This window comes from Paenibacillus sp. 2TAB23 (assembly GCF_052115165.1).
Classification (GTDB): Bacteria; Bacillota; Bacilli; order Paenibacillales; family Paenibacillaceae; genus Pristimantibacillus.
Map to the genome: position 1 here is coordinate 42,300 of NZ_JBFRGD010000007.1, position 17,197 is coordinate 59,496.

The window sequence follows — 17,197 nt, forward strand, 5'->3', positions numbered from 1 at the left end:
ACCTGTAAAAACGAGAAGAGTCGTCTTATTCCTTATCTCATCACGTAATCTGCGAGAACGCTCTGCAGCTCGTATATGTTTAGGCTTTTATTGAATTTTTTCTCGACGGGTGTCGATGCTCCCGAAATCCAAATTTTCAGCTCGGCATCCATATCGAATGTTCCTGCTGTTTCGATGCTGAAATGCGTGATGCTCTTATACGGATAAGAATGGATCTCGACTTTTTTCCCTGTGAGTCCTTGCTTGTCAACGAGAATAAGCCGCTTATTCGTGAAAATAAACAAGTCTCTGATAAGCTTGTACGCCTTCTCGAAATTTTCCGTGCTTCCGAGCAAATGATTGAACTCCCTGTGCACTTCCTCCATTTTTAATTCTGATGCATTTCCCATCAATCCGTCTAAAAATCCCATTATTCCATTCCTCCACTGACTACGATTGATTCATCCATGTGAGCGCAACTGACAAATAATTGCTATGTATTGCACATTCATTATACCTTAGCACATGCCGCGTTGTAGATTACATTGTATGATTCATTCCAGAAATGAGAAGTAAATTCTCTTGTATTAAAGAAGCAGACTGTCGTTCCCCTTCACATACTGCTTAGGCGTAGTGCCATATGTCCGTTTAAACATGCGAATGAAATAGCTGGTATCCATTCCTACTCGCTCAGCCACCTTCTCGATCGTAATGCCTGGATGATCATGGAATAGCTGAATGGAGCTGCGCATGCGCAGCTGCAAGATGTATTGCTGAGGGGTGACGCCAACGCTTGCGACGAATAAGCGGTGGAAATGCTGGACGGAATATCCGACCGCCCTGGCTACGTTCGAGAGTGACAAACGCTCATTGTAATGATCATGAATGAGTTTAATAGCCGAGTTGAGTGCCCTGTTTGGCTGGGAAATGGGCAAGGGACTGGTGTAATCTTTATTGAACTTGGTTTGGCCTTCTAGCAAAGTGAGTGTTATATCGTAAAGCAGCTTTGAGGTTTCCCAGTAAGCATGCTCGCCATTTAAGCTGATGAGATGCCACAGGGAAGAGAGTTGATTCCACAAATCTTGGAAATTAGGTGCGTGCAGCACTTTTAAAACGAACGCGTTCATCTGCTCAAGCAAAGGAGCGGCTGCTTGTCCCTGGAAAGCGATAAATCCCAGGTCCCACATCGCATCGCCAGTTAACTGAGGGAAGTAGGAATGCGGGATGTTGGCAGGCAGAATAAGAACCGTGCCAGGGGTCATGACGAGATCTTGTTGTCCTTCAGTACGAAAAACACCTGTGCCGCCTCTGGATAGAAACAGCTGGTGCGCGGAATGCCCGACCGGGCGGGTCAGCTGCTTTTGTTCATGGCTGCCAACGCAGCAGACATAGAGCGGGAGAAATTTCTCGCGGTTAGCAAACTCTGCGAGCAAAAAAGGCATCATGAGCATTCAACTCCATGTTAGGATCGTACGATTATTGGAGCGTTCTATGCTATCAGTATAAAGGATCTGTGAACTATGATAAAGCTAATGAGAGAAAATGACGATTGCAGAAGGAGAGAAAAAGATGATTGAAAAGTTCCCGCCAATAAGCGATAAGATACCTTTCTTCATGCACGGTGCCGATTACAACCCAGACCAGTGGCTGCATGCGCCGGGCATATTGGAGGAGGATATTCGGCTAATGAAGCTTTCGGGGTGCAAGGTGATGGCTATCGGTATTTTTGCATGGACGGCGCTTGAACCGGAGGAAGGACACTTTACATTTGAGTGGCTGGACCAAGTGTTGGATGCGTTTGCGGATAACGGGCTGTATGCTTGGCTAGCGACACCGAGCGGGGCACGGCCGGCGTGGATGTCTAAGCAATATCCAGAAGTGCTCCGTACAGAGGCGAACCGCATCCGCAACCTGCATGGCATGAGACATAACCATTGCTACACTTCACCGGTATACCGGGAGAAGACAGCCATCATGAACGGCAAGCTGGCCGAACGATACGGGAGCCACGAGGCGGTCATTGGCTGGCATATTTCCAATGAGTATCATGGCGAGTGCCACTGCGAGCTCTGCCAGGAACAATTCCGGCAATGGCTGCAGCTGAAATACGGGACGCTGGAATCGCTGAATTTAGCTTGGTGGACTTCGTTCTGGTCACGTACATTTACGGCTTGGGAGCAGATTGAATCACCGGCACCGCATGGCGAATTCGCGATGCATGGGCATAATCTCGATTGGCGCAGGTTTGTCACGGATCGGACCGTCGATTTCTGCAGGCATGAAATCGAAGCGGTAAGAGCGATGAATTCCTCCTTGCCCGTTACGACAAACATGCATATGATTGATAGCCTTGATTATCGAAAGCTTGCAGCCATTATAGATGTCGTCTCCTGGGATGCCTATCCGATGTGGCATGAACAAAAAGACGATAGCGAGCTGGGTTCAACCTTTGCCTTTCACCATGATATGTACCGATCTTTAAAAAGAAAACCGTTTCTCTTGATGGAAAGTGTTCCTAGCGCAACAAACTGGCAGGCAGTCAGCAAGCTGAAGCGCCCAGGGATGCATAAGCTTTCTTCCCTGCAGGCGGTCGCACACGGATCAGACTCCGTGCAATTCTTCCAATGGCGCAAAAGCCGAGGGGCTAGCGAGAAATTCCATGGCGCTGTGGTGGATCATGCCGGACATGAGCATACTCGTGTGTTCAAGGACGTAACCGAGCTAAGCCATACGTTAGCACATATTTCACAGGTCGCAGGCACGGCTACTCCTTCCGAGACGGCGATACTATTTGATTGGGATAACCGCTGGGCGATTAACGACGCATCTGGCCCTCGCAATACGGGTATTCATTATGAGGAAACCGTGCTCATGCATCATCGGGCATTCTGGCAGCAAGGAATTCCAGTAGATGTTATTGGAGCAGAAGAGGATTTCTCGCCATATCGGTTAATTGTAGCGCCAATGCTCTACTTATGCACCGAGGAGACCGGACGCAAGCTGGAGAAATTTGTGGAGAGTGGCGGCACTCTTGTTACGACGTATTGGTCAGGAATCGTAAACGAATATGATCTTTGCCATCTAGGGGGATTTCCTGGCCCGTTAAGAAAAACGCTAGGCATATGGGCAGAGGAAATTGAAGGCTTATATGATCAGGATACGAATAGGGTGTCCCTGAGCGAGCCTCATGCATTAGGGCTTGCAGGAACCTTCGAATCACATGAAATATGCGAGGTGATCCATATCGAAGGTGCCGAGATCATCGGCGTATATAAGGATGAATTCTACGCGGGGAAGCCAGCGATAACCGTCAATCGGCTGGGCAAGGGGCAAGCCTATTATATGGCAACACGTATGAAGGAGGATTTCTTGGCGCTTTTCTACAGTAAAATAGCGGAAGATATCGGACTGGAGAAAGCTATGAACTCGAAGCTTCCTCCAGGCGTAACCGCGCAGTTGCGAACGGATGGAAGGTTTGATTATGTATTCCTCATGAACTTTACCGGTCAACAGAAAACGGTGCTATTGGACAATAGGCTCTACGTCGATCTGGAGTCCAGCGAAACCCTGGCCTTGAACGTTGTGCTGGAGACAAACGGGATTAAGATTTTAAAGCGAGAAGCAAACAGAAGAAGCTTGTAGAAGTCCGGCCAGTACGGTTAGCTCAAAATAATGACCGATTAGAGAAAGGCTTGTATCCTTTCCATGGCGACTTTGGACTCGCTTCGCATGCGAAGCTTGAATTCCCGCGGCGAGCACTGATTATGTCGTTTGAACAGCTTATAAAATTGAGCCATATTGGATATGCCCACTTCAAGGCTTACTTCAATTATGCTAAGGTCGCTCGTCAGCAATAGCAGCTCAGAACGCTTGATACGCTTATAGTTGACGTACTCAACGAAGGAGATGCCCATTGTTTTTTTGAAATATTTGATGAAATAGTGGTAGCTCAAATTAAGCATTGCACAGGCTTCCTCTACGCAGAGCTTGTCATTCAAGCGGTTGTTAATATAATCAAGCACCGGGCGCAAGCGATTAATTTCGGCTTCGACTGTATAGTTCAGCACGTTGCGCGTATCGTTTCTTAACAATAGGAGCAGCATTCTCTTTATCGTAGAGCTGATGGATATCTCATAGCCTTTCAGCCTTGTCTGGGATTCTGTGAATATGTCGAGTATGAAAGAATGCGTTTCGCGTTTGGCTGCCTCGCTTAGATCGAATATATAGTTGAGCTTGTCAAGCGGCTCTGTCAGTTCCGAGAAGCAGTAAAGGTAGGGCATCGTGCTCTGGTCAAAATGTTTTCCTAAATCGACTTGAAACACGATATAATGCAGTGCTTCCGCAAACGGCTTATGCGTTCGGTGAGGCTGGGAGGCGCCAAGCACGATTACATCGCCAGGTCCGATAATGCGATAATCATTTTTGCTTTGTACACCGAGATGACCTTTCAGAATAGCAAGAAATTCGACTTCCTTGTGAAAGTGCCAGGGATGCTTCTCCATGCTGCTAGTCATAGGAGCGTCGGCGGTAATCTCCCATATTTTCAGGAAGAGCAGGGGATTCTGATAAATGACCTCTTCATTTATCGCTTCGGTTAAACCAGAAGCAGTCGTTTCAGTTATAGTCATCCGTACAACCTCCTATTTGGAGTATATCATTTTTGGAGATGATTGAAGCAGCAAAAAGACAGCTATTGTGCAAGTTTTGAGAGATTCTCTTATAGGATGACACTTTTGAATATAAAATCGGCATGATATAGCCTTTCTCTGAAGAGCCGGATTTCCTATACTGAGACTAATCGAGTCAATAAGGAGTGCTAACAGAATGGCAAAGGTAACCGTATGGAACGAAAATCGTCACGAGAAACAAAATCCGCTAGTCGGTGAATTATATCCTAATGGCATACATGGCGCCATAGCAGGTTTTTTAACAGAAGCGGGCTATGATGCCGGGACGGCAACGCTGGATGAGCCGGAGCATGGCTTGACGGATGATGTTTTGAACGACACGGACGTATTGATTTGGTGGGGGCATCTTGCACACGGAGACGTTGCGGATGAAGTGGTTGAAAAAGTAAGACATCGCGTCCTTGATGGTATGGGTTTGATCGTCCTTCATTCGGGTCATTTCTCGAAAATATTCAAATTGCTAATGGGCACAAGCTGTGATTTGAAATGGCGCGAAGCGGATGAGAAGGAGCGTCTATGGGTCGTATCGCCGAGCCATCCGATCGCGGAAGGCATTGGCGAGTTTATCGAGCTGGAGAAGGAAGAAATGTACGGTGAACATTTCGATATTCCTGCGCCGGATGAGCTGATTTTTACCAGCTGGTTCGAAGGCGGCGAGATATTCCGCAGCGGCTGCACGTTCACGCGCGGGAATGGCAAAGTCTTTTACTTTAGACCAGGCCATGAAACGTACCCTACCTATTATAATAAAGACATCCAGCGCGTCATCGTAAATGCCGTGAAATGGGCAAAGCCGGTTGACCGCAAGCGCCCCGTATACGGGAATGCACAGCCATTAGAGAAAATTTCGGCTAAGGACAACTAAACGAAACACATAAGCTGCAAGGCTGCATGCCTCCCATTTGGGTAGCATGCAGCCTTTTTAGTTTAGGAGATGCCCGGAGGACAAACCGGTTAGCGGCGTTTTCGATTGGATTTGCTGCGTGATGCTGCGACAGCTCTTGATCTATGTTTTTGTTTTTTTATTGTTCTTGAAGAAGAAGGCAACCCTTTGACAAATGCTTTTGCGCCAAATAGATTGCCTGCTAGTTTGAAAGCAGGCCGCATTTGTTGGAAAATACCGAAAAATTGCTGGACTTTGCCCATCATGGACATCATTCCGTCCAGACCGCCAAAAACGCCTATTCGAGAGAAGGAAGGGCGTTCGCTTTCAGGAAGTGCTGCTGCAGGCGCTACAGGTACTACAGGCATTGCAGGCAATGCGGGCGATACAGGTGACATGGTGATTTCCATCGGTGACGCGCTTCCTGTTGGAAGAATAGCGCTAGCACGGGCCTTTTTTATTCGTTTCACTACCAATCACTTTCCTTTCTTTCATGATTTGCGTCAAAGCTTCTAAACGAATTGGAAAGCTTATAGTAGCGGACTTGTTCCTCTAGCAGCTTCGTGTACCTCCTTATTCATATTTTATTTAACATATGTACGAACCTCGTGCTATGATTGGATATTTGTTACCGAGACTTTTAATCTATGCTATTAGCCTTGAGCCGCTTGTTAATAGAACTCACCCAAAGAAACAAAAAGGCTGTACAGGTTTGATCGCCTGTACAGCCATTTTTATTTGTCATCATTGCTAATTTTTTCTCAAATCGACTGGAATGCCCTGTTTAGTCGCGGCTCCGTTTACCGATCTGGAAATCCTCGTCAAATTTGTATTTCTCGTTATAAATAGCCATGACCTCTTCATATAAAGGGCCATTGCTGGCTTGCGCATTGCTTTGAACCATTCGGTACAGCCGCAGAAAGCGGTCTTTGGGCAGCTTGCGCGCATACCGAAGAATCAAATAGGGATAGAGCGTCGTATACCGCTTCAACCGAATTGCAGCGCTTGTGACGTTCACGAGAATGCTCTCGCCATGCTCCATTCTTAGGATGTGTGACTCATGGAGCAATACATACCGGAATGTGTTCTCTTTCAGCAGGTCGCGTCTGATTTTGGCGAGCTCGCCAATATATTCGACGAGATCGGGATCGAATTGATCCATAAGCAATGGATCCAGCATTAAGTCCATGTCCTTGCGCAGCACAAAGGATTGGAGCAGCAAGATTTGTTCGATGCGAAGCTGGTCGGTATGCACGAGAGCCCCGATCTCTCGGAGCATCTCATAAGCGAGCGTTTTGTTGCCACTATGAAAGACGCTAATGGCCATTTCACGGTCATTGGCAAGCCCTGCTATAAGAGAGTAAGCCTCCTTGCGAAATAATTTTTCAAGTTCCATTTGCAAAAGTGCAGGGGTTGACCGTCTCTGCATCGTCCATAATAGAGCGAGTAGCGACGTGCCTCCAATAGCGAGCGATGTCGTTTGCATCGTTGACTGGCTCATGAAGAGGCCGAATGCGATTAGCAGCAATACGATAATTCGTGATCCCCACAGTGAGCGGTGCAGCTTGGAAGCAGCTCGTTTCTCCACCTGCTGCAGCGCTGCTTTGCCGCATACCGGACATTTTTCTTCGCCAAGAACGGTAAAGTGATTGCATCTGCGGCAAATTTTAAGCTTATCGTAAGGAAAGCGTGTTTTAATATAAGGAGCAAGGAGCACCGGCTGTTTTTTTATCATTCGCGATCACGCTGCCCGCTGCTTTTTAGAATAGACAAGACCAGCTTGCTAAGCTGTTCCGGAGATGGGGCAAGTTTTTGTTTGGAACGATATTGGATGACATTGATGATGACAAAAAGAAACAATAATCCTAGGCAGACGTATGTAACCATGTATGGTCCCTCTCTTACAGTAAAAGTGATTTATGGAAATCTATCAGGTATACTTACTTAGTAGTATACCACCTTACTGGGAGCCATGACTAACAGCGACTATAGGACTAGCAGATCGGGTCCGTTCGTCCCACTACAAAGGAGTACAAACATGAATAGACTTAAACGAGCTACACGACAACTTATATTGGCTTCCGCAATTTGTTTGCTTTCATTCAGCAGTCTCTCTATCGTGCAGGCAGCGCAGGGAACATCGCGGATCGACGCGGTTTTGGTACTTGATGTGAGCCATTCAATGAGCACGAGCGATCCGGGGAAAATCGGCAACGAGGCGATGAAGATGTTCATCGATATGCTGTCGACAAAGGGTGACCAGGTCGGAATCGTTGCTTACACGGATGAAATTCAGCGCGAGAAAGCACTGCTGGAGATTGAATCTGCTGCGGATAAAACCAATCTGAAAGGCTTCATCGACCAATTAAACCGCGGCGCCTACACAGACGTTTCTGTCGGTGTTAAGGAAGCGGTGCAAATATTGGAGGATGGCGCTGATCCTGCGCATGAACCAATGATTATCCTGCTGGCGGATGGAAATAACGATTTCAATGATGCATCCGGCAGAACGCAAGCACAGTCGGATACAGACATGGACAAGGCTATCCAAGAAGCGAATGACAGCGGCGTGCCGATTTACACGATTGGGCTGAATGCGGATGGGAAGCTGAATAAAGAGGCGCTCGCCGAGCTTTCGGATTTGACCGGTGGCAAGTCGTTCTCCACGGACTCGGCGGATGATCTGCCTCAAATATTGAGCGAAATATTTGCCAGCCATCTCGATTTGAACGTCGTTCCGGTAGATTCTTTCACGGCGGACGGAAACTACCAAAACGTGAAAATCTCCGTTCCCAACGCGAACGTGCTGGAAGCGAATATTTCGATTATGTCATCCCAGCCCGTGGAAGCGAAGCTGATCGATCCAGCAGGCAATAGCGTCGCCATTCCTTCGGATGATATCCTGCTGTCGAAATCGAAGAGCTATTCATTGATTAAGCTGCTTTCACCGGTCGAAGGTGATTGGACGCTGCAAGTAAAAGGCGTTAATCGCGATAAAATCGATATCAATCTTATTTTCAACTACGATCTGGGTTTGGCGATAGATCCCCTCGCTCAAACCTCTTATTCAAAGGGGGATGCTGTTACATTCCGTTCTTATTTGATCAGCGGTGGACAAAAGCTGAAGGATGAAGAGCAGTATCGCAACATGAGCGCGGTTTTGCTCGTTAAAGATTTGGATACGGGAACGACGAAGGAAGTGCCTATGGACAATGGAGGCGACCATTTCGAAGGAACGTACAAGATTGAGGACGAGCACGACTATGAAATCAAAGTGAAAGCGGAAGAAGAAAGCTTTTTCCGTGAAACCGAGGCGCTCGCGATTACGGCCAAGGGGGCAGGAACAGGACAGTCCACACCGAATCAGCCTGCGGTTGAAGAAAAGAAGCCGTTCCCGGTCGTGCCTGTCATATTGGGAGTGATAGGTCTCGCAGCTGTGCTCGCGGCAGCATTCGTAATCCTGCGTCTCCTGAAAAAGGCGAACCGCGGCTTCGTTGGTCAGCTTATTATAGAAATTAGGGACGAGAACACAGGTGACAAAACGTCGCCGCAGTACAAGAAGCTGTCCGCCTTCAAAGGCAAGCTGCTGCTTCATCAGTTGCTGCAGCTCGCTCCTGAGCTTAAAGAAACGGAGAAGGTGGTTTTCAAGCCAGGCAGCAACGATCGTATTGTTTTGCAAAACGGCTCCTTATGTACGATCGAGAAAGCAGGGCGCACCATCGATGCATCCCATGCATTCGAAATGAAAAGCGGAGACCTCATCACGGTGTCACTGAAGCAAGTGGACAAGACGATATTCATTGAATATTTGGTATAAATAGAGCCCTGGAGGGAAATGAACATGAAACCGATCGTAAGAGAACATATACAGCAGCTTGACGTATCGCTAGGCGGAGGTATTGTCAGCGAGAAAATTCGGGTTGATACCATTGACAACCCTATCCTTATTATTGGACTTGGAGGTACCGGCATCGATGCGCTCCTGCGCCTGAAATACCAGATTAACCGCCGTTTCAAGCTGCCGGAGGATCCGATCTCCAAGCGTAAACGCGATAAACCGGATAATGTGGAATTTCTTGCTTTTGAAACGAATGAACAAGACCGCAATAAAAAATACAAGGGGATCGGACTCGACCCGATTAATGAATTCGTGCTTCTGTCCAATGCCGAGGTTGGCGGGCTTCTTCAGAACCGCAGCATTCTGGAGCCGTACATTACCGATTGGCTGTCCCCCGAGCTGAGCATTACGGACGGGATGAACGGTGCCGCAGGCGTACGCCAAGCTGGTCGCCTGCTGCTGTTCACAAAGATTAACCAAGTCGTGCAAAGCATCGACAAGAAAATTAAAACGCTGTCTGTCGGTACGAACAAAAAGCTGATGGTATTTCTGTTGACCGGATTATCCGGAGGGACGGGCAGCGGATGTTTCCTCGATATTTCGTATATCGTAAGGGGGATTATCGAGCGCGACCACGGCTCCGCGGGCATTGACCGCGTAAACACGCTGGGATACCTGTTCACGCCGGATATCAATCTGGCGAACAAAAGCTTGAGTGACCATACGCGCGAGTATATCAAAAAGAATGGCTATGCCGCATTGAAAGAGCTCGACTATTGGATGAACGTGGACGGTCGCGGCGAGCGGTTCAAGCAGCAATACGGCAGTATCCTATCTGTTAATTCGCCGCTTCCGCCGTTTAATTTATGCCACCTTATCTCTGCGACGAATGCGGAGGGCAAGCTGCTTGAGAATGCATACGATTATTGCATGAACGTAACGGCTGAGAATATTACGAACTTCATCTCAAGCGAAGAAAAGCAGTCGGGCGAAGAATTCGCCATCCATGACTATATCAGCAATATCCGGACGAACATCGCGCAAATGAACAAGATGTACCCGGCCAACTACGATTACAATATTATTGGAGCATCCTCGGCCGTATTGCCAATCGAGGAAATGACGACCTACTTGGCATATCGCCTGTTCAATAAAATGGATAAGATGTTCGAGAAGGCGCCGAGCCAGGATGATGTCGAGAAGTTTGCGCGCAAGCTGGGCATCGACCTCGAAACGATGATGAAAACATTCGATTCGCGTGTGCCTGAGCCGCTCCCTGGCTTCGAGAACAGCGAGCGTTTGAATTACAATAACGTGATTAAGCTGCAAGCGGTGAACATGGACACCGAGCTGGAGCAAAACTTCCTTGCACGAGCCCGTGAGGAATACATTAAGGCCAAGAAACAGCTGCCCGGCGAAATCGTGGGACAATTTACTGACCAAATCCGGCGTACCTTTCTGCATCCAGAGCAGGGCCCTTTCTATGTGTCGCGATTGCTCTACACCGAGAAAGGATTCTGTTTGTTGAAAATGCTGCTTTCTTATATCGAAACGCTGCGCGAGGGCTTGCTAAGACTGCCGCGTGAAATCGAGGCTGCAAGGGAGCAGGCGGATGAGCGTATGGGCGATGCCAAAAGCGCATTCGTGTCGAAGGATAAAAAGAAAAACAACTATATCGAAGCGAAAATCAATGAGTACTGGCTGCATGCCGACGTTGAGCGCATGGAGCAATTAATCGAATTTTACGAGGATCTCCATCAGCTGCTGAACAACGAGAACAATCGGATCTACAACGTATTTACCGAAATTTTAAATACGCTTAATGCCATTTTTGCGAAGAACGGCGATCTACTTATGAATGGCGATGAGCAAGCGGATCATAAGGGGAACAAAACGTACTATTGGAACATTGTCGGCGTGCCCGATATCTCTGATGTGATCAGCCGCATGATGGACAAGAAGGACGGCGACGATCTCATCCGCGATTTCACGCAGGAGCTGCTCGACCATTCCAACCTTTGGGTGAAGGAGCAGGAAATCGACATCGTTAGCTCGATCTCGGAGTTTTTGACCGATAAATTCGGCGATCTCATTATGAAATCGATGGAAGAGTTTCTTGTCATGAAGTACGGAAACGATGAGTCAATCGAAAAATTCGTAGAGCGCCATATCGCAAGCAAGCTGGATGAGGAAGCCGTGCCTGTATTCCATCTTAGCAACAGCTCAGGCAATTTGCATGTTCCGTCATGGGGCTTCGTCTCGGTTCCCGTACAGGCACCGAGCATATTGCGCGGCATTCGGAACTACCAGAATAACTCGATCGGCAAATCTCATTTCACGATTAAGGAAAGCGAAGTTAAAAACCGGATATTCTGGCTGAATACGCGGAATGGCGTACCGTTGTTCGTATATACGCCGCTTAAGGTATACGAGGAAAGCTACGAGCGCACGATTCTGGATAAGGAAGGCATCGGCCGCCATCTGGTGCAGACCGACCGCAACAACTGGACGTACTTGCCATCACCCATTCCCGAGAAGTCATGGGGAGATACGTACGTAAATGCACGGGTACAAAGCTATAACGCTAGAGTCCGTGCCGAATTTGCGAAAGCGGAGAGCTATCAAATTATTGCGGAAAAGGGTGTCGACCACAATACGAGCAACCGTTATTCGGTTCGGTTCACGAAGCCTTTCCAGCTTTCCGAGCATCTAAAGTCTTTCAATATGCAGCTGGATGCGGCTAAGCCTAATTTGGGCGAGGTGAAGCGGGCGTTGATCGAATTGAAACGTTTGCTGGCAGAAGGACTGGAGCTGGAATCGACCAAGGATATATTCGGAAGCTTCTCCGCTGACCTTGCCCAAGAAAACTTGATTCGATCGCCGGAGCAGCTAATGCGGGTTCGCGAAGAATTAGCCAAATATGAGCAGATTGCAGCCAAGTCGGGCGAGCTTGAGCAGCTATTGCTGCTTCATCAAGGCGAAGAGAAATGGTTTGACCAATTTATTGAGGCGCTTTACACAGATACGATCAGCAAGAAAGGCGCGCTTTACGTGTACGACCGTGATCCGGAGGAAGACGCATGGACGCCATTCGCCAATCTAATGAAAAGCAGCAGCTATGTTGAGCATGAGGTGTTCGAGAGCTTCCGGCGCTTAGATGAGAAAAGCCGCAGTACGCTGATGCGTAAAGCATCCCGAAGAGTGACTGAGCTTACCGCGACAGAGGACACGAAGCTATTGCTTCATAAGCTGGAGGAGCTGTTTGGCCAATTCCTTGATGCGCGCGAGCGTCTTGAATATGAGAAGCTGGAGCTTGCGAACGGTGAAGAGCTGCATAGGTTCTATAAAGAAATGACTTCCAAATTAAATGAAATCCGCAGAAAGTTGAAATAGAGATGAGAGAACTGCTGAATCGCTTCGCGACCGACTACTCGGTCTCGGAGCATCAATTAAAAGGGCTTGAAGATGATCAGAGCAGTATCCATTATCCAACCGTCTTTCTATTCGTTGGGGATGAGGCTGGACATGCGATAGAGCCGATGATGCGCTCCAATGAGCAGAAATGGGATAACAATGCGGGCGTTATCTATTTGCATGTATCATCGAAGGCAGCTGCATACGCAGAGTCGTCGAACCGGACAGGTACGCAAGATCGCCTAGCATCTAAGAGTTGGGTATCAGCACTGCAGGGGCTTGTACCAGATGATAGCGATAAACGCTCCGTTCGCAAGGAAATAAGTATTGCATTCCATAAGCAAGGCAGCCATTTGAGCATGCTCAATCAATCACTGCGGCAGGTTAGCGATACCATTGCGGATTATGGTCGTCTTTATGCGTCGTTTGATCGGCTGCACCTTGCCGTCATTACACAAGCTGACGATCCGATGAATGTGCTTATTCCGGAAATTTCGCTGCTTGCGCAATCGATATTTGAGCAGATGTTCAAATCGGTGCAAATGGATTTATACGCTTTGATCAAAGAGAGTGACCAGTCGGAAACTTTCGGTTATGCAGGAGCGGCTGGAATCAGCTTCCTTCGCGAGCTCGAAGGCATGCAGCAGCCGGATTACTCGTATTCAGCTAAGCTGCAGGTTACCGGCGATGGGCTTGCCATTCCGGTAGAGCACAAGCAGGCACCTTTATTTGATCTTGTTTATGTGCTTTCCGACCGCAACGAACGAGGAATGACAACGCCGAACGGCATGCAGGACAACTATGAAATGATTTGCCGCATATTGCTGCTGAAGAACAGGAAACGCAAGGATGGTTCGCTTCATGCGAATGACGGAAGCTATAACAATTCATCGTTCAGAAACAGTCTGGTTGCCGAATCCGGCAGGCAGGGCTTCGTCTCAGCCGGGTTAGCCAGAGCGATGCGTCCTTCTTATTCCATTGCGTTGACCGTGCTCTACCACTTTTTCGAGCATATGACTGAACGCCTTCAGCGCGAGCCCGAGCTTGACAGCAAAGCGAAGCTAGCCTATTTCGGACTCGACAATGCCGCAATGGAGGCTAGGATCGCGGAGCTGGTGCCTGGAGAAGAAAGGCTCATGGACATGACTGGCCTATTGACGAGCGGCGTTCGCTATGAGCAGCTTCGCCGCATGACGCTCAGCGAGGCTGAGGGCGCTCTATTCGGCGATAGCAGCGAGGCCTTTTTTCATAAGCATTTCGTGGAACCAGCCGATTTGCGGCTGAGCGAGATTAACGCGACAGATGAAATACGCCGTACGGTCGCCCGTCAAATGAACGAACAACCGATAGTCACCTTCTATCAAGTGTCCGATTGGACTGATGAGCATAAAGAAGGCAGCGTGCTGAATATGGTCCGCATGCGGATGAGAGATTTGGCGAGAGAAATTGCATTAGCGGGCGAGGAGCTTGCACGTTTCCGTGACACGCGTGTCGAGGATTTGAAATTTCAGCGGCTGCCGTTTATGGATAAGCAAAATCTTCGTGCTTTTATCCGTGCGTTTTTCGACACGGTCTACCGTCAGCAATGGCAGCTGTTCCGCTTGGAGACAGAGCTTGCTTTGCACCGAAGACTTGTCGCTGAGCTTGAGCTGCTCCATGAATCCTATCGACTGCGCGTGCTGCAAATGAACGGGCTGGCTTCAGAGCTTAAGGAGGCGGCGCTGCAGAGCATCCGTTCAGCCGATGATTACATTGGTCAAAATGTATTTGAATATTATGAGCGGGTCACACATGGCGTTATGCTCGAGACTGAAGAAAAACGCGGCGCTTCGTTTCTATTCGAAGAGAGGTTTCTCGGCAATGTGTCAGGGCTGCTCGATCAAGGGGAGCAAGCTCTCTTGGAGCGATTAATTGAAGTATGCCGCAAGTACGTCCTGCGCGCGGAGCCGTTCCATCAGAGCTTCGAGCAGGAGCTGCTGCTGCGGGCCAACGTTTCCGTGGCCTATAGCAATCGCAAAGCGTTGTCCAAGGATGAGCTGTTTCACCAGCTGTACCGAACGCTGGAGGAGCAGGCCACTATCCATATCCGGCTTCTCGACTATACGCATGAGCATCGTTATGAAGAGAAATACATGTTCGGGGATCAAGAAAGCGACTTTATCCGCTACGCGATCGGGGTTGACGAAACCACTCGCATCTACAAGCTTGGCAGCGTGCATGAGAAGCGCAGCAGCGGTGTGGAGAAATTGAATCTGATGGGCGGCTTTCACTTGGAGGATTTGATGTATTACAGAAACGGCAAGGTTTATTATGAAACCTACCAGCAGAACGGATATGAATTCCATGCGATTGACCACGCGCTTTTGCCTAAGCTGCGTTAAACGGTTTACATGGCTATTCGCAGCGCTCCACTAGTAAGCGGAAAGGATGCTGTCAATTATGCAACGGAAAATAAATGTGCTGCTCCTCTTGCTAAGTTTGGTTGGAGGGGCAGCCGGATTTGCAATCGGAGAATTCACGCTGAGCAAGCTGTCGGAAGGTTGGCCGCGCTTTGTCGTTGTTGGTCTTTATTTCGGCATGATTGCTTTATGTATCGGATTGTCATGCTTAATCGCGGAATTAATAGCGCCGCGTCTGAATGGGACTTCATGGCGGCAGCGCTACACCGATCAATCCTGGAAGCTGCTAATACCGTCTACGATAGCTTTATTATTCGTCGTCGGAGGACTCGTTCAGCTCGTTTACGGCCTGCAGTTCGGCGGCGCGAAGCCGGTGAAGGACATTGTGCTTGCGATTGATAATTCGGGAAGCATGTCGGAGACAGACCCGGGTAATGAGCGTTACACAGCTGCGAAGCAGCTTATCAGCAACATGGAGAGCGATAACCGAGTGGCAGTCGTCGTGTTTAATGATACTGCGGAGCTGCTGCAGCCATTCGTTAAGGTCGGAAGCGAAGAGGAGAAAAACCGCGTAAACGCGGCTATTGAGGCTCTTGAGCCGACGAATGGGGGAACGGACTTCAGCCTTGCTTTGGCGGAATCCATGAAGACGATCACAAGCAAAGAGAACCCGGGACGAGGCACGATGGTCATCCTGCTGTCAGACGGGTTCAGCGAATCAAGCCTCGATGAGCAGATTGCGGCATTTCAAGAAAAGCAAATTGCCGTGAATACGGTTGGACTTAGCGTAATGAACAGCGGAGGGGCTGAGCTGCTCCAGCAATTAGCTACTGCGACGGGCGGCAGCTACTATGACGTTTCGGAAGCGAATGGGATATCGCTCGTTTTTCAGAATATTTACGATAAGCTCGACAAGCAGACACTCCTGACTGAGCGGACCGGAGATGCAGCCGAGAGTACGTATTATACGATTCTCCGAATTTTATCACTGGTGATCATAGGTGCAGCCATCGGAGTAGCTTTAGGGCTGCTGTTCGACAACCGGTATTTGGCGCTAAGCTTTGGCAGCGGAGGCATTGTTGGCGGTCTGCTTGCCGGTATGATTCTGGATTCAGGCTTGTCCGGTCATTTACTGACAGATGCTATGTCTCGATTGATAGCCGTGCTTGTGCTCGCAGCCATCATCGGCCTGTTTACGCTAGTCGTACCTATAAGGGATAACAACGCATCAAAGCCGCGCGGAGGCGGGAGAACGGGCAGTCTGAATCGAACGGCTTCTGCGGGTATCGGCCAGCGGGAGAAAGATAGCCGCAGCCATGGATTTAAATAAAAGCGGGAGGCGGATATAGATGCGGTTTGTCGATGCAGAGGACGGTTCTCCAGCCATCACCGGCTTGACTCGCTCTATGGAGGAGGATCGCTGCACGCTGCGCTGGATTTGGCCAAGCGGTATAGATGCCGTATATATTGAGAAAATGGATGACGGCCAATCAGCGGATGGTTTTGGAAACAAAGGCGAGCCCAAGCTTTACACTAGGGCGGAGTATAAAGCGAATAACGGCTATCAAACCCGGATTGAAGGAATTGGCATAGTGGCCTTTACGGTGTATGCCTATCAAGAGGGTGACTACGGCCCCCTGCTTATTCAGCAGGCTAACCGCGAGAATCGGATCGAGATCAGTGCCGGCAGAGCCAAAATCCATTATTCGGTTATGAGTAAAAATGGATTGTTTCGCAAATTCAAAACGGTACAAATCCAAGTGACGGCTGAAGTGCCAATCGCGAAGGATGTACTGTGCTACGTCAAGAAACAAGGCAGCTATCCCGCCAATAAGGAAGATGGCATGGCATACCCGTTTGTAGCCCCTTTTGACGCCGGGAAAAATATGCTGCCTGCTATTGAGATTGGCAAAGAGGATTACATTCGGCTGTTTTTCACGGACGGCAAGATATACGGACAATTATATGAATTGATTTCAGTATAAAGGAGGTAGAT

Annotated in this window: 13 protein-coding genes; 8 read left to right on the forward strand and 5 right to left on the reverse strand. The window is 48.7% G+C overall.

The window, feature by feature from the left end; translation table 11 throughout:
* Positions 1-32: 32 nt before the first annotated feature.
* The gene (locus AB4Z29_RS12240) at positions 33-410 is read right to left on the reverse strand and encodes a PH domain-containing protein (RefSeq protein WP_183568781.1); all 378 of its coding nucleotides are present in this window, start codon (positions 408-410) and stop codon (positions 33-35) included.
* A gap of 156 nt (positions 411-566) precedes the next feature.
* Positions 567-1,424, reverse strand: coding sequence for an AraC family transcriptional regulator (locus AB4Z29_RS12245; RefSeq protein WP_441943337.1), 858 nt, complete (start codon positions 1,422-1,424; stop codon positions 567-569).
* Between the two features lie 124 nt (positions 1,425-1,548).
* On the opposite strand from AB4Z29_RS12245, the gene AB4Z29_RS12250 reads away from it, so the two are divergent.
* A complete protein-coding gene (locus AB4Z29_RS12250) occupies positions 1,549-3,621 on the forward strand; it encodes a beta-galactosidase (protein ID WP_441943338.1) in 2,073 nt (690 codons plus the stop codon).
* Positions 3,622-3,659: 38 nt separating this feature from the next.
* Here the strand turns inward: AB4Z29_RS12250 and AB4Z29_RS12255 are convergent, their stop codons facing one another.
* Positions 3,660-4,601, reverse strand: a complete 942-nt coding sequence (locus AB4Z29_RS12255; RefSeq protein ID WP_441943531.1) for a helix-turn-helix domain-containing protein — start codon at positions 4,599-4,601, stop codon at positions 3,660-3,662.
* Between the two features lie 202 nt (positions 4,602-4,803).
* On the opposite strand from AB4Z29_RS12255, the gene AB4Z29_RS12260 reads away from it, so the two are divergent.
* Together AB4Z29_RS12260 and AB4Z29_RS12265 are read left to right on the forward strand one after the other, a co-directional pair.
* The gene (locus tag AB4Z29_RS12260) at positions 4,804-5,532 is read left to right on the forward strand and encodes a ThuA domain-containing protein (protein WP_441943339.1); all 729 of its coding nucleotides are present in this window, start codon (positions 4,804-4,806) and stop codon (positions 5,530-5,532) included.
* A gap of 105 nt (positions 5,533-5,637) precedes the next feature.
* Entirely contained in the window at positions 5,638-6,066 is a 429-nt protein-coding gene (locus AB4Z29_RS12265; protein WP_441943340.1) for a hypothetical protein, read from the forward strand.
* Positions 6,067-6,334: 268 nt separating this feature from the next.
* Here the strand turns inward: AB4Z29_RS12265 and AB4Z29_RS12270 are convergent, their stop codons facing one another.
* On the reverse strand, positions 6,335-7,285 hold the full coding sequence (locus tag AB4Z29_RS12270) for a hypothetical protein (RefSeq protein WP_441943341.1): 951 nt from the start codon (positions 7,283-7,285) through the stop codon (positions 6,335-6,337).
* The gene (locus AB4Z29_RS12275) at positions 7,282-7,437 is read right to left on the reverse strand and encodes a hypothetical protein (protein WP_441943342.1); all 156 of its coding nucleotides are present in this window, start codon (positions 7,435-7,437) and stop codon (positions 7,282-7,284) included. The genes AB4Z29_RS12270 and AB4Z29_RS12275 overlap by 4 nt, the downstream gene beginning before the upstream one ends.
* Positions 7,438-7,588: 151 nt before the next feature.
* Between AB4Z29_RS12275 and AB4Z29_RS12280 the strand changes: the two genes are divergently transcribed.
* Genes AB4Z29_RS12280 through AB4Z29_RS12300 form a run of 5 tightly spaced genes read left to right on the forward strand, consistent with a single transcriptional unit; the run spans position 7,589 to position 17,186 of the window.
* Positions 7,589-9,367 (forward strand): vWA domain-containing protein, encoded by a 1,779-nt coding sequence (locus tag AB4Z29_RS12280; RefSeq protein ID WP_441943343.1) that lies wholly within the window; start codon positions 7,589-7,591, stop codon positions 9,365-9,367.
* A 24-nt stretch (positions 9,368-9,391) separates the two neighbouring features.
* Complete coding sequence (locus AB4Z29_RS12285) at positions 9,392-12,781, forward strand: tubulin-like doman-containing protein (RefSeq protein ID WP_441943344.1); 3,390 nt, start codon at positions 9,392-9,394, stop codon at positions 12,779-12,781.
* 2 nt (positions 12,782-12,783) lie between these two features.
* Complete coding sequence (locus AB4Z29_RS12290) at positions 12,784-15,183, forward strand: transcription initiation factor TFIID (protein WP_441943345.1); 2,400 nt, start codon at positions 12,784-12,786, stop codon at positions 15,181-15,183.
* Between the two features lie 58 nt (positions 15,184-15,241).
* Positions 15,242-16,531: a vWA domain-containing protein gene (locus tag AB4Z29_RS12295; protein WP_441943346.1), complete on the forward strand. Its 1,290-nt coding sequence runs from the start codon at positions 15,242-15,244 to the stop codon at positions 16,529-16,531.
* Between the two features lie 19 nt (positions 16,532-16,550).
* Positions 16,551-17,186 carry a beta-mannanase gene (locus AB4Z29_RS12300; protein ID WP_441943347.1) on the forward strand — a complete coding sequence of 212 codons (636 nt, stop codon included), beginning with the start codon at positions 16,551-16,553 and terminating at the stop codon, positions 17,184-17,186.
* The last annotated feature ends 11 nt before the right edge of the window (positions 17,187-17,197 follow it).

Excerpts from the sequence above, each read along its gene's own strand:
- AB4Z29_RS12275 (WP_441943342.1), bottom strand. The coding sequence starts at position 7,437 with ATGGTTACATACGTCTGCCTAGGATTATTGTTTCTTTTTGTCATCATC.
- AB4Z29_RS12240 (WP_183568781.1), bottom strand. The coding sequence starts at position 410 with ATGGGATTTTTAGACGGATTGATGGGAAATGCATCAGAATTAAAAATG.
- AB4Z29_RS12300 (WP_441943347.1), top strand. The coding sequence starts at position 16,551 with ATGCGGTTTGTCGATGCAGAGGACGGTTCTCCAGCCATCACCGGCTTG.
- AB4Z29_RS12245 (WP_441943337.1), bottom strand. The coding sequence starts at position 1,424 with ATGATGCCTTTTTTGCTCGCAGAGTTTGCTAACCGCGAGAAATTTCTC.
- AB4Z29_RS12260 (WP_441943339.1), top strand. The coding sequence starts at position 4,804 with ATGGCAAAGGTAACCGTATGGAACGAAAATCGTCACGAGAAACAAAAT.
- AB4Z29_RS12285 (WP_441943344.1), top strand. The coding sequence starts at position 9,392 with ATGAAACCGATCGTAAGAGAACATATACAGCAGCTTGACGTATCGCTA.
- AB4Z29_RS12295 (WP_441943346.1), top strand. The coding sequence starts at position 15,242 with ATGCAACGGAAAATAAATGTGCTGCTCCTCTTGCTAAGTTTGGTTGGA.
- AB4Z29_RS12250 (WP_441943338.1), top strand. The coding sequence starts at position 1,549 with ATGATTGAAAAGTTCCCGCCAATAAGCGATAAGATACCTTTCTTCATG.
- AB4Z29_RS12270 (WP_441943341.1), bottom strand. The coding sequence starts at position 7,285 with ATGATAAAAAAACAGCCGGTGCTCCTTGCTCCTTATATTAAAACACGC.
- AB4Z29_RS12280 (WP_441943343.1), top strand. The coding sequence starts at position 7,589 with ATGAATAGACTTAAACGAGCTACACGACAACTTATATTGGCTTCCGCA.
- AB4Z29_RS12290 (WP_441943345.1), top strand. The coding sequence starts at position 12,784 with ATGAGAGAACTGCTGAATCGCTTCGCGACCGACTACTCGGTCTCGGAG.